Genomic DNA, 13,927 nt, shown 5'->3' on the forward strand with positions numbered 1-13,927 from the left:
TTAACTACACTCCAGTTAATACTAAAAGATCACGAATATCTTCTAACATATAAGTTGGTTCATATTCCATTAATCGTTGTTTCCCTTTGAACGACCAAGCTACACCAGCGGTTTGTACACCTGCGTTTTTTCCAGATTCTATATCATGCGAATTATCTCCAACCATAAGGGTTGTTTCAGGATTTGCCTGTAACGTTCTCATTGCTTTTAGAACAGGTTCGGCATCTGGTTTAGGGTGATTAACATCATCTATCGTAATTACGGTACTGAAAAATGAATCTAGTCCAGTGAGCACCAGCCCTTTATTTACACTTTTTCTCATTTTTGTTGTCACAATCGCAAGTTGAATACCTTTATCCTTCAGCTGCGATACTGTTTCAACTACATTAGGAAAAGCTTTTACATAATTATCATGTTCCTGTAAATTATGTTCACGGTACGTTTGAACCATGGCATCAGCTTGTATTGGATTGATTTTCTTAAAAGTATCGACAAGTGGAGGGCCATTAAATTCAATAATTTCTTCCCTTGAGAAGTCTAAGTTATAGAAATGAAACGTATGAATAAATGAAGCAATTATCAATTCATTTGTATCAATTAATGTTCCGTCTAAATCAAAGAGTATTGTACGTATGCTCATTCGTTGTTTCCCTTCTATGTTTCTTTTTATCCATATTTTTCCATACAAAAGCGATAGTCATTGTTAATACAATAGCAGTAATTAATCGAATTAATAATAGTGGCCAAACAGGAATCCCCAATGGAATAAATACTAACGTATCTTCTACAACAGCATGACAGGATACGAGGAAGATAAGCGCAAGTATCATATCCTTTTTTTCTACACCATCTTCTTTTACAGCTTGAATCATTACTCCAGCTCCATATGCTAAACCAATTGTAAGTCCAGCAACCATAGTCATTGATGTGTTTTCTTTCATTCCAAGTACTTTTGTAAACGGAGCGAACTTGTTTGACAATATTGTTAGCCATCCTTTTTCACGTAAGAATTGCATGACCACCATCAACGGAATGACGATTAACGCTAATTGACCAACTGCAATAATTGCAGTTTGAATTCCTTGTAATACGATTTCTCCCCAACCATCTAAAGCGGGATCCCCATTAGAAATAAATCCATAAGCCGCTTGTTCTGAACCGCCATTCCAAACAAGATTGATAATAACTGCGGATACAATCGCTAAAGCTATTCGTATTCCTGCAATTAGCCACCAACTAACCCCGACTTTTGATGCTACCGCAGATTCAATAAACAAGTTATGGGAAAAGGATAGCATTACTGCCATGATAAATACTTCTTTAACTGTAAAATCAAAGGATACAATGGCTGCTATACCTGCATATAAATTTAAACTATTTCCTAAAACTAATGGTACTGCCGCCTCTCCAGATAGACCAATCAGCCCCATTAGAGGGGTTAACTGTTCAATAACCCATGGTAATACTGGTGTAAATTGTAGAATAGTCACAATTAACGTAATGGGAAAAATAACCTTGCCCAATGTCCACGTAGTATGTAACCCTTGCTGTAGTCCTCGATGTAAGATCCCATACATTCCATATTCCCTCTTTCATATGAAACTTTCGTTTATTTGAGTTACCAGACCTTATTTTTTCTTCTTCTTTTGCTTCGTTGTTTTCTTTCCTTTGCTGCCATTAGCTTTCATACTATTGTCTTTGTATCTTGCTTGAACTGTTTTGCGGCGATAAATAATTAAGATAATCGCTACAACAATGATGACAATAGAAATCAATTGTGCTTGTCGAAGTGAGCCTATTAAATAAAGACTGTCCGTTCTCATTCCTTCAATAAAGAATCTTCCAACGGAATAAGCAATTGCATAACCAAGGAATAATTCACCACGAATTGGATTAAATCTCCGAATCATTAACAGAAGGACAAACACCAAAATATTCCAAACGGATTCATATAAAAAGGTTGGATGATACATAACACCGTCAATACACATTTGATTCATAATAAAATCAGGTAGATATTGATGAAAATTGGTATATGTAGATTCCGCAATGGGGCCCCCATGTGCTTCTTGATTCATAAAATTTCCCCATCTACCAATTGCTTGACCGAGTATGATACTAGGTGCTGCAATATCAGCCAATTGCCAAAACGATACATCTTTTACTTTTGCATAAATAATCGCAGTAATGACTGAGCCAATTAATGCTCCATGTATTGCTATGCCGCCTTCCCATATTGCAAATATGTCTGTCCATGGTCCACCTACATAACGATCCCATTCAAAAATAACGTAATAAATCCGAGCAGATATTATGGCAATAGGTATAGCAAAAACAACTAAGTCAACCATAATATCTTTCTGCATGCCTAGTTTATTCGCTTCCCTATTTGCTAAAAATAAACCTAAAAAAGCCCCGGCAGCAATGATGACTCCATACCAATAAATTGGCAAACCGCCAATTTGTAAGAACACGCGATCCAGAGCAGGTGCTGAACAACTCATTCGATGTACCTCCTATACTTTATCTTCATTTTCCTGATCAATCATATTCGTTAAACGCTCGGAGAATTCTTCTGCTGCATTAACTCCCATTCGTTTTAAACGAAAATTCATCGCAGCTACTTCAATAATGACTGCTAAGTTGCGTCCAGGTCGCACTGGAATTGTAGCTTTTGGTAATTCTACATCCATAATCTTCATTTTATCTTCATCAAGGCCCAACCGATCATATTGTTTCTTTTGATCCCAGATCTCTAAGTTAATAATTAAGGAGATTTTTTTATTACTACGTACGGAACCCGCTCCAAAAAGTGTCATCACATTAATAATTCCAAGACCTCTTATTTCTAATAAATGTTCAATTAATGGAGGAGGATTACCAATTAGGCTGTCGTAGTCCTCCTGTCTGATTTCGACACTATCATCTGCTACTAGACGATGACCTCTTTTCACTAATTCAAGCGCAGTTTCACTCTTACCAACACCACTTTGTCCCATTATGAGTACACCGACCCCGTAAATATCCACAAGTACACCATGAATCGCAGTAAAAGGAGCAAATTTTGCTTCTAGATAGTTCGTCAAACGACTAATCACTCGTGTTGTTTTTCTTGGTGAATGAAGAATCGGCACACCAGATTCATTTGCTGCATCTATCATTACTTGGGGAATTTCCATATTTCGTGTAACGACAATACCTGGCGTAATATCCGTACATAAGTGATCGACTCGGTCCAGCATTTCTCTCTCGGTCAAATCTAAGAAATAAGCCATTTCCGTTCGACCAATGAGTTGCAGACGTTCTTTCGGATAATACTTAAAATACCCTGTCATTTCAATACCAGGTCTTGATATATCACTTGTCGTAATCTCTCTATGTAATCCATCTTCACCAGCTACAAGTGTTAGATTAAAATTATCTAATAAATCCTTGGTGCGTACGGTTGACATTTGTTTATCCTCCTTGTAGTAAGCATAACCATACTACCTTTTATAAAAACCAGCCTTATTAAGGTGAATTTTCTGATTGTGACATCGATATGTCATTGAAATGCTACCTGCTTTGTACATACGGTTATGAACTTGTCCTAAAAGGGGACAAGTTTTCTTCATTGTAGCATATCCCAATAAAAAATCGTAGGCAAATTGCCCACGATCTTACCTCACGGAATCTCTCACCAAACGATTTAAAAGTAAGTTTATCACCGAAATAATAATAGCAGCGATAATGGCCGTCCCAAATCCATCTATTACGAATGAATGATCCATTAGCGCTTGTGTGATCATTAATGTAACCGCGTTTATAATAAAAAGAAATAAACCTAGTGATATAACAGTAATTGGTAGGGTTAATATAACCAAAATTGGCTTAACAATAATATTTAAAATAGCTAAAATGAAACTCGCTAACAATGCAGTCACAAATTCATCCATGTGGAAGGATTCGAATAATTGCGCAACCGCAATAAGCGCAACTGCATTTAAAAGAATGGAGACTAGCCATTGTAACATCGTTAGTGAATCTCTCTTTCATTTGGAATAATAAAAATAGCCACTAAGTAAACCAAAGCAAAGGTAAATGCACTCATAAATAATAGAACAACGAATACAAGCCTTAATATGGTCGCATCGATATTAAAATACTCAGCTAATCCCCCAAGTACCCCAGCTATCATCCGCTGCGTGTTGGAACGATATAATTTTTTCATACAATATCCTCCTTTAATCATTATGAATAGTAACCTTTTCTTGTTATCTTTAAACATTATACGAATTAAAGGGGCAAAAGGTTTTCGTTTTCTTCTTCACTTTTATTCATACGGTTAGTTATCAAAGTTCCACGTATAAAACGTTTCTGTTCCAAATTGTTCTTTCGCTTGTTGTAGAACGTCATTACCAAGTTTTTTATAGTCTTTTAATTGACCAATAATCCCACCAGCTTGGGAATCATGACATAATATGGCTTCCATTTTCTTCTCAAATAGATCAAGCACATCATTTACGACATCCGGCTCACCAAGATCATCTTTAAATCCACGTGCAAATGCTTGCGTCCAGACAACCGGACGTTTTTCTACTTCCATTAATTCAACTGCTTTGATAGCTGCTGCACCTAATGCATTGTGATCTGGATGTACAGCATATCCCGGATAATGTGTAATTACCAGACTCGGTTCAATCTCATCTAATATTCCTTTTAAATGTTTAGCAATCTCCATGCGATCTTCAAATTCAATGGTTTTATCACGGTATCCAAGCATTTGTAACTTCATATCAAGCACCTGGCAAGCATTTTGTAATTCTTGTTTTCGAATTAACGGTAATGTTTCACGATTTGCAAATGGGGGCGTTCCCATATTTCGTCCCATTTCTCCCAATGTTCCACATAAGTATGTTACCGGTATGCCTTGACTACGAAAGTTTGCGATTGAACCCGCTGATCCAAAAGACTCGTCATCTGGATGCGGTAAAATAACAACAACATGTTTCTCCACGCTCATCACCTATCTCTCCTTCTCATTTTCTTAATAATCAAATGGGGTTTCACTAATTTGTAGTGCAACCATTAACTTGCCATCACGATCATGGCCAGCAAGTAATAATTTTGACTCCTCATGAATCACCCAATCCGTTAGTCCCTCGGCATAAATCCAGCCATTATCTGTTTTTAAGCCAACACGATGTGCGTTACCATCACCGACAATTTTCGCTTGTTGAAAGGTAATTTGTACATTTCTAACGTAGGCCCCAACATTATAGGCTTTGTCATCAAAGTGACTTGCGTAAGCTCCGTTCGTCGTTTCAACATGTATATAGACTTGCTTATTTGTAAACGCATCTAACCAGTTTTGTACGTTTTCCATTTCGATTGGTTTCATTTCATGTCCTCCCAATTTACACTCTTCTTTTAGCTTATCGAAAGAACTGAAAACCGTCAAAAGATTGAACCATGATGACATTAACATGGGTTTGAACCTTCAACCTGTTTCACACTATAAAAAATAAGTGTAGAAAAACAAATAAGTTTTTCTACACGCTGTTTCTTTTATTTAGAGGCTACTTTTTCTTTGGACTCCATCGTTTCTTTCATCCGCTGTTGGTCACGCTCTAATACCGGCTTTAAATAGTTACCGGTATAGGATGCTTCTTCTTTTGAAATTTGTTCAGGAGTGCCAGAGGCAATGATTTGTCCACCGCGGGCCCCTCCCTCAGGTCCTAGATCAATTAAATGATCGGCTGTTTTTATAACATCTAAATTATGCTCAATGATTAATACACTATCTCCATTGTCAACCAGTCGATGTAATACCCTGAGTAATCGATCAATATCATCTGCATGTAAACCAGTCGTTGGCTCGTCTAAAATATAAAATGACTTCCCGTTCGACCTGCGATGCAGCTCGCTAGCTAATTTCACTCGTTGCGCTTCCCCACCTGATAACGTAGTGGCAGGTTGACCAAGTTTAACATAACCTAATCCTACATCGTAGATTGTCTGCAGTTTACGTTTAATTTTAGGGATATTTGCAAAGAATTCTAGCGCTTCTTCCACTGTTAACTCTAATACTTCTGAAATGTTTTTTCCCTTATATTTTACTTCCAATGTTTCTCGATTATAACGACTGCCATGGCATACCTCACAAGGTACATATACATCAGGAAGGAAATGCATCCCAATCTTTATAATGCCATCTCCACGACAAGCTTCACAACGGCCGCCTTTCACATTAAAACTGAAACGTCCTTTTTTGTAACCACGAACCTTTGCTTCATTTGTTTGAGCAAATACATCTCGAATATCATCAAATACGCCTGTATATGTTGCTGGATTAGATCTTGGAGTTCTTCCAATTGGCGATTGATCAATATCAATGACTTTATCAATATTCTCTATCCCTTTGATTTTCTTATGTTTTCCAGGCTTAACCTTCGCACGATGCAATTCTTTGGCTAATGACTTGTATAATACTTCATTGACGAGTGTACTTTTTCCAGACCCAGATACGCCTGTTACAACAGTCATTAAGCCGATCGGAAATTTCGCTGTAACTTTCTGCAAATTATTTTCCTCTGCTCCGACTACTTCAATCGCACGCTTATCTTTTTTTCGGCGCTTGGTAGGTAAAGGAATAAATTTCTCACCAGCTAAATACTGACCAGTTAAGGATTGCTTCTGTTTCATTACGTTTTCTGGTGTGCCGCTAGCAACAATCTCTCCACCATGCTCACCAGCACCTGGCCCAATATCTATTAGCCAATCGGCTGCTAGCATCGTATCCTCGTCATGTTCTACCACGATCAACGTATTATCTAAATCACGCATTCGCTTCAATGATGCAATTAATCGATCATTATCACGCTGATGTAAACCAATCGAGGGTTCATCTAACACATACAAGACTCCTGTTAATGCAGAACCTATTTGAGTCGCTAACCGTATACGCTGTGCTTCACCACCCGATAAAGTTCCTGATGCACGTGACAATGTTAAATAATCCAATCCTACATTATTCAAGAAATCCAAGCGATTATCGATTTCCTTTAAAATCATTTTAGCTATTTTAGCTTCCTTCTCAGAAAAGTCTACCGTATTAAAAAACTGTTTTGCTTCTACAATCGAATTATCTGTTACTTGACTAATATGCTTTCCATTGATAAGTACAGCTAGTGCACCTTCTTTTAAACGGTGTCCTTTACATGTCGGACAATTTTTTTGTGACATATATTTTTCTAGTGTTTCACGAATGAAATCAGAAGAGGTCTCTCGGTATCTCCGTTCGACATTATTGATAACTCCTTCAAATACAACATGACTATCACGAACACTACCAAAATCATTCACATAATGAAAATGTATTTTTTCCTTTCCACTTCCATATAAGATTTTTTCCATTTTCTCTTTCGGTATATCCTTCACAGCCTTATTCATATCAATATCATAATGTTCACAAACACTCTTCAAAAGCTGTGGATAATATTGGGAGCTAATTGGCTCCCATGGAGCAATAGCATGTTCTGTTAATGATTTCGTCCAATCGGGAATAATTAAATCTAAATCTACTTCTAAATTGGTACCTAATCCATCACAAGTCGGACATGCACCGAATGGGCTGTTAAACGAAAACAACCGCGGCTCCAATTCTCCAATTGAAAAACCACAAATAGGACATGCATGGTTCTCACTAAAGGTTATTTCTTCATCTCCTATGATATCAACAATGATATTCCCTTCTCCTAAAGACAAGGCTGTTTCAATGGAGTCACTGAGGCGGCCTGCTATCCCCTCTTTTACAACAATTCGATCGATGACTACTTCAATGGAATGTTTTTTATTCTTTTCTAATCTTATATCTTCCGTAACTTCACGCATTTCCTTATCAACACGAATCCGAACATACCCTTCTTGCTTCAATCTTTCGAATACCTTTACATGTTCTCCCTTTCTCCCTGAAACAACTGGAGCAAGGATTTGCATTTTTGTCCGTTCCGGGTATTCCATAATTCGATCAACCATTTGCTGAACCGTCTGTGAAGATATTTCAATGCCATGTTTAGGACAAGTCGGATGCCCGACCCTTGCGTAAAGCAAGCGCAAATAATCATATATTTCCGTAACGGTCCCTACAGTTGATCTAGGGTTTTTACTAGTTGTTTTTTGGTCAATTGAAATTGCAGGTGACAACCCGTCAATGGCATCAACATCTGGCTTATCCATTTGGCCAAGGAATTGTCTTGCATACGCAGAAAGAGATTCTACATATCTCCGTTGTCCCTCTGCATAGATCGTATCAAATGCTAACGAAGATTTCCCTGAACCGGAAAGACCTGTGAGTACAACTAATTTATTTTTAGGAATTGTAACATCGACATTCTTTAAATTATGAGCCCTGGCACCTTGAATATTAATTGATTTACTAGGCATTTCATCACCTTCCTGCTTTTAGTTCAAGTAGAATATCACGAAGCTCTGCAGCCTTTTCGAAATCTAGAGCTTTTGCAGCGTCTTTCATTTCTTTTTCCATTTGTTCGATTACCTTATCTTTATCTTCAGATGCTAACTTACTAATACTTTTGGTTTTTCCATCATCATAGTCTGCCTGCTCTTCTGCAGCAACGGTTGCTTTTATAACATCACGAACATCTTTTTTAATCGTCATTGGTGTAATATCATGCGCTTCATTATAGGCCATTTGTTTCTGACGACGGCGGTTGGTTTCTTCTATTGCTATTTGCATCGAGTTCGTTATTTTATCAGCATACATAATAACCATCCCATTTTCATTACGAGCTGCGCGTCCCATCGTTTGAATAAGAGAGCGCTCAGAACGTAAAAATCCTTCCTTGTCTGCATCTAAGATAGTTACAAGTGATACTTCCGGAATATCCAGGCCTTCCCTAAGTAAATTAATCCCAACAAGAACATCGTATTTACCAACCCTTAGATCTCGAATTACTTCTATTCGCTCTAATGTTTTTATTTCAGAATGTAGATAAGCAACTTTAATGCCGATCTCTTTCAAATAATCCGTAAGGTCCTCTGACATTTTTTTCGTTAACGTCGTCACAAGAACACGTTCATTTCGTTTGGTACGGTTATTAATTTCTCCGATTAAATCATCAATTTGTCCTTCTATTGGACGCACATCTACAACTGGATCTAATAATCCAGTTGGTCTGATAATTTGTTCTGTCATCTCTGGTGAATGCTCTTCTTCATATGGACCAGGCGTAGCAGATACATAGACAAGCTGATTGGTAGCTTTCTCAAATTCTTCAAATTTCAATGGCCGATTGTCCAATGCAGAAGGGAGTCTAAATCCGTGATCTACTAAAACTTGTTTTCTTGCTTGGTCACCATTATACATTCCACGAATTTGCGGTAAGGTAACATGTGATTCATCAACAACCACTAAATAATCTTCAGGGAAGAAATCAAGTAAGGTATAAGGTGTTGCTCCGCTTTCACGAAGCGTCAAATGGCGTGAATAATTCTCAATCCCTGAACAAAAACCCATTTCATTCATCATTTCCAGATCATAATGTGTACGTTGTTCCAACCGCTGCGCTTCCAATAATTTATCTTGTTCTCGTAATTCCTTTAACCGTTCCTCTAATTCCTGCTCGATATTTTTAATGGCTACTTTCATCTTTTCTTCTCTTGTAACGAAGTGAGAAGCAGGGAAGATTGCAATATGTTCCCGATCGCCAATAATTTCCCCAGTCAAGGCATCGACTTCACGAATTCTGTCAATTTCATCTCCAAAGAATTCGATACGAATACAATGCTCTTCCTTTGAGGCAGGGATTACTTCAACAGAATCGCCACGTACCCGAAACGTACCACGTTGGAAGTTAATGTCATTTCGCGCATATTGAATATCAACAAGTTCACGCAAAAGTTGATCTCTATCTTTTTCCATGCCTGTACGTATGGATAGAACCTGACTCTTATATTCTTCTGGAGAACCTAACCCGTATATACAAGATACACTCGCAACAATTAATACATCATTCCGTTCAAAAAGCGCTGAGGTTGCGGAGTGTCGTAATTTATCTATCTCATCATTAATACTTGCGTCTTTTTCTATAAATGTGTCTGTAGAAGGGACATAAGCCTCTGGCTGATAATAATCATAATAGCTGACAAAGTATTCGACAGCATTATTAGGAAAGAATTCTTTAAATTCACTATATAGTTGCCCAGCTAATGTTTTATTGTGGGCAATCACTAAAGTTGGTCGATTTATTTCTTTAACAACATTAGACATTGTAAATGTTTTTCCAGTGCCTGTTGCTCCCAATAATGTTTGATGACGCTGACCAGCCTTTACTTTCTCGACTATCTCTTTAATTGCATTTGGCTGATCGCCACGTGGTTCATAATTTGCCACCAGTTCAAACTTATTTTCCACTAGAAACTCCTCCGATCCTAATAACTACAGCTATAATATCACACTTTCCATACATTTTAACACAAAAACGAACAGATATTCGATTATTTTGCTTTTCCTTCTTCTTCTAGCATTCCCTTAACACGAAATCAGGAACCATTCTATTCTAATAAAAAATCATTAGCATAGGATTGCCAATGATTTTAACTGTTCATGATTCGTTGTATTAGTTCTCCAATTGTTTGGTTTATTCGTTCTTCATCGTACCTTTTTAATTGATTCATAAAATAGCTATCATTACCTTCCATAAAATAACGATTTATTTGTGTTTCAAGTGCTTCTTCACCTAATTGATGTATTAAACCTAATTGAGATAATTCCTGCACATTTATTTTTTCTTGGCCAGGTAATGCATTGTAAATAAAGATCGGCTTCTTTTTTATTAAACATTCGCTAATTGTTACCCCGCCGGGTTTCGTGATGACAGCGTCTACCTTTTGATAAAGCTCATTCATTTCTTGCTTTGATTCGATATATGGAATAGGAGTGATCATCGGTAGTTGCTTTTGTAATAAATGTTGATATAATTGGCGATTCTGCCCACACAAAATATATAGATGCCATTGTGTAGGCAAATTACCAGAAGATAATAACTCATTCATTCTCCCCGTTCCAAGGCTGCCTCCTGTAACAAGGAGGGATTGACGAAATGCTGTCTGTACTCTGCTTTGACGGAAGACGGGATGAACTGGTATACCAGTTACAAAAATAGCATCTTCTCTAACTCCTAAACGAATCAAGAAATCCCTTACGGATACGGAGGGAACAAAATGAAAATCAATTCCATTAATCCCCCATAATCGATTAATAAAAAAATCAGTGTACACATTCACCGTAATGGCTGACAACTTTTTCTTTTGTTTTAATACACTAGCCATATTAGAGGGTAAAGCATGGGTAAAAAATAAAATTTCAGGATTTGTATCCTTTATTAGTTTATCTAAGAATGGTCGAAATAAGAGTTCGTAATGAAAATGACGGGTACGCTTTGTTGCCTTTTTAAATGCTAGTTGTTGATATAATCGATCATAAGAATCAGGAAAGTACTTTATCCAATTTGTATAAATGGAGGAAACAACTGCCTCTAGATTTCCATAGCTATAGGCTAATAAATCCAATTTAATCGATCTTTTTTGAGGATAAACCTGGTTATATTCTGTCATGAGCGTATCAGCTACATGATGATGTCCACTTGGAATTTGCAAAAAGGGAAGAAATAACGCTTCTGTATCTGATAATCGATTCATAATAAACTCCACCCAATAGACAAATTACTTCGTATTTGTCCCGTATTTGTTCAATAATTTATTTTTTGACATAAATAGATAAACAGGTTCTATACCTTTGTTGGAAGCTAATAGGTTTATTGGTAATAAGGTTGCTTTTTTATACATCCGATAATAACGATTGCATAGAGCTGATTTTTCAAATCCAAGTCTTTCTGCTCCCCGACATAAACTTGTTATCCCAATGATTCCTTTTATTTGTCTGCTGCTTGGATGGCTTTGTAAAAACATGGCTAAATTTGGCATCGCTTGTTTTATGCTATGATAAATGAAAACAGCTCGTTTCATTTCGTTTGGAATGGTGCTCAATTCCTTAATCAATTTTACATTATGAAGATGGATTTTTACTAACACATCATTTTTTTCGATGATGGTACCGTCTGATAGTACAATTCTCGCTCCTTTATACTTTGTAAGGCGTACACGTAGAAGGGTTTTTTGCTGATTCGTATCCGCAACATACCTTAAACGTGTACATGCAAAATAAATTGGATCAACACTTCCCCAGAACCCTAATAAATACTCTCTCATTGGCATTTTACTCCACTCCAAAATATCACTTTTTATTATTTTGGATGAATTTATTAATAATATAAAAGGAAGTTTTTGGCTTCCTAATGGTCCACACCTACTTTCCTTTTCCCTTATACTGTTCAACCAATGCAATAATAAAAGATTTCATATCAACAATTCGAGAGAAACGTGGCTTCATCTTTGTACCGGCAATGATGAGTGGTACAAGCGATTCTTGTTTATGCAATGATCCATGTGCAGCTCCACTTAGGTGAAATGGTGTAGATTGCGCTTTAAATTCACAACCAGGTTTCGCATTTACGACAATACAATTTGCTTGTTGCGAAAACAAAGCTCCATATAAACGAGCAAGCGCATCAGGAAAATCCCCATATTGCAGCTTATTCCCTTGCCATGATATATCTAACAGGTCAAGCCTCCCTTCTAAACTCCAAAATTGACCATAAACATCTTGATCTTCTCCATTTGGATGAAAGGTTAATCTTCCTTTATTCATGCCTGATTCTACATAGACAGACCCTTTTTCCTTCCATGCGATAACATCAATTCGATGATCATGTTTTAATTGTTTAATAATCGCATGTGTCTGCACCTTATCATCTAATTTATAAATATAAGCCATGCGTTGATTAACACAAAAAGCCAGTTGGTCTTTCTTTTGTATGGAACGCTGAATTTTAGCGATGCGGTACTTGGTCAAAACCTTTTGTAAATCAATTACCACATCTTTATATTTAATCCCTGTTGCAGAATGGCCATTATCGCCAATAACAATCCAAATAGATTGTTTAATTGCCTCATTCCAATCCGAGTACATGTTTAAGATTTTTTGGATTTGACGATCCACCTTAACTATGCCTTTGATATCCATCGGTCCTTTAAAATGTAATCGTGCATCCATATCTTGAAAGATACAAAAAGTAAACGCTGGTAATTTATTTTTTCGTATTAAGTAACGAAGTTCTCTAGCGGTATATTTAAGATTACCAGCAGCGATCTGTGGGGTAAAAGCCGTAGGTCGGATCTTGGAAAATGTCCCTAAAGAAAAAAGCGAGGTAGCTTGGGTGGACCATTCTCCGTTTTTAAAATATGTAAAGGCGCTTAGAAATCGAGGTGTTTTTAATCGATGTGGGACATTCCCCCTGTAGACAAACGAATTAATGGAACCAGAGGATATCCCCTCTTTAGCTAACTCTTCATAAATCGTACTTACATGATGACTTAAATGTTCATTATTCAAAGCATATAACATTTGATGTATCGACCTTCGCATGCCTAAGCGAAATGTCTCACGAAACCCTGTCCCATAATTAACAAACTGGTTTTTCTCCATATCGAACCAACTTAACCCAGGTATATGATGCTGATCAGCATACGTTCCGGTTAATAAACTACTATCAATCGTTACAGACATCGTAGGAAATGAACTAACCATTGCCGGATCATACAAGCCATTTTCCATTAAAAATTGAAGTGCTGGAGCACGACCAGTTTGAACGGCAAGTTCCAGGGGATGAGCCATTAATGAATCAATATTTAATAAAATAATAGGTTTTTTCTCCATGTTCTTCCACCCTTACACAGTTAATAACGCGCTTGTCCTTTGTTAATATGAACAACGCAGACGTTAATATACATGGACAATTTCACTCTA

Annotated in this window: 13 protein-coding genes; all 13 read right to left on the bottom strand. The window is 37.0% G+C overall.

Translation table 11 applies throughout. The features are described 5' to 3' along the window. Window positions 1-4: 4 nt before the first annotated feature. Window positions 5-640: a pyrophosphatase PpaX gene (gene ppaX, locus JKP73_RS01030; RefSeq protein ID WP_021289066.1), complete on the bottom strand. Its 636-nt coding sequence runs from the start codon at window positions 638-640 to the stop codon at window positions 5-7. After that, window positions 615-1,577, bottom strand: a complete 963-nt coding sequence (locus JKP73_RS01035; RefSeq protein ID WP_021289067.1) for a nucleoside recognition domain-containing protein — start codon at window positions 1,575-1,577, stop codon at window positions 615-617. Before JKP73_RS01035 ends, ppaX begins: the two co-directional genes overlap by 26 nt. A gap of 51 nt (window positions 1,578-1,628) precedes the next feature. Beyond that, on the bottom strand, window positions 1,629-2,504 hold the full coding sequence (lgt, locus tag JKP73_RS01040; RefSeq protein ID WP_021289068.1) for a prolipoprotein diacylglyceryl transferase: 876 nt from the start codon (window positions 2,502-2,504) through the stop codon (window positions 1,629-1,631). Window positions 2,505-2,516: 12 nt separating this feature from the next. Further along, window positions 2,517-3,452, bottom strand: a complete 936-nt coding sequence (hprK, locus tag JKP73_RS01045; RefSeq protein ID WP_021289069.1) for an HPr(Ser) kinase/phosphatase — start codon at window positions 3,450-3,452, stop codon at window positions 2,517-2,519. A 207-nt stretch (window positions 3,453-3,659) separates the two neighbouring features. Next, the gene (locus JKP73_RS01050; protein ID WP_200410806.1) at window positions 3,660-4,013 is read right to left on the bottom strand and encodes a phage holin family protein; all 354 of its coding nucleotides are present in this window, start codon (window positions 4,011-4,013) and stop codon (window positions 3,660-3,662) included. Between the two features lie 2 nt (window positions 4,014-4,015). Continuing rightward, window positions 4,016-4,210: a PspC domain-containing protein gene (locus JKP73_RS01055; RefSeq protein WP_021289071.1), complete on the bottom strand. Its 195-nt coding sequence runs from the start codon at window positions 4,208-4,210 to the stop codon at window positions 4,016-4,018. A 114-nt stretch (window positions 4,211-4,324) separates the two neighbouring features. Then, window positions 4,325-4,996, bottom strand: a complete 672-nt coding sequence (gene bshB2, locus JKP73_RS01060; protein WP_031334975.1) for a bacillithiol biosynthesis deacetylase BshB2 — start codon at window positions 4,994-4,996, stop codon at window positions 4,325-4,327. Between the two features lie 30 nt (window positions 4,997-5,026). After that, complete coding sequence (locus JKP73_RS01065; RefSeq protein WP_021289073.1) at window positions 5,027-5,380, bottom strand: YojF family protein; 354 nt, start codon at window positions 5,378-5,380, stop codon at window positions 5,027-5,029. Window positions 5,381-5,547: 167 nt separating this feature from the next. Further along, window positions 5,548-8,424: an excinuclease ABC subunit UvrA gene (gene uvrA, locus JKP73_RS01070; RefSeq protein WP_200410807.1), complete on the bottom strand. Its 2,877-nt coding sequence runs from the start codon at window positions 8,422-8,424 to the stop codon at window positions 5,548-5,550. A 4-nt stretch (window positions 8,425-8,428) separates the two neighbouring features. Continuing rightward, a complete protein-coding gene (uvrB, locus tag JKP73_RS01075) occupies window positions 8,429-10,414 on the bottom strand; it encodes an excinuclease ABC subunit UvrB (RefSeq protein WP_188943187.1) in 1,986 nt (661 codons plus the stop codon). Window positions 10,415-10,596: 182 nt separating this feature from the next. Then, the gene (locus JKP73_RS01080) at window positions 10,597-11,700 is read right to left on the bottom strand and encodes an MGDG synthase family glycosyltransferase (RefSeq protein ID WP_021289076.1); all 1,104 of its coding nucleotides are present in this window, start codon (window positions 11,698-11,700) and stop codon (window positions 10,597-10,599) included. A 24-nt stretch (window positions 11,701-11,724) separates the two neighbouring features. After that, a complete protein-coding gene (locus JKP73_RS01085; RefSeq protein WP_021289077.1) occupies window positions 11,725-12,276 on the bottom strand; it encodes a YkoP family protein in 552 nt (183 codons plus the stop codon). A gap of 91 nt (window positions 12,277-12,367) precedes the next feature. Beyond that, window positions 12,368-13,837 (bottom strand): alkaline phosphatase family protein, encoded by a 1,470-nt coding sequence (locus JKP73_RS01090; RefSeq protein ID WP_200410808.1) that lies wholly within the window; start codon window positions 13,835-13,837, stop codon window positions 12,368-12,370. Window positions 13,838-13,927: the final 90 nt, after the last annotated feature.

Source organism: Virgibacillus salexigens, from assembly GCF_014905415.1.
Taxonomy (GTDB): Bacteria; Bacillota; Bacilli; order Bacillales; family Amphibacillaceae; genus Virgibacillus; species Virgibacillus salexigens.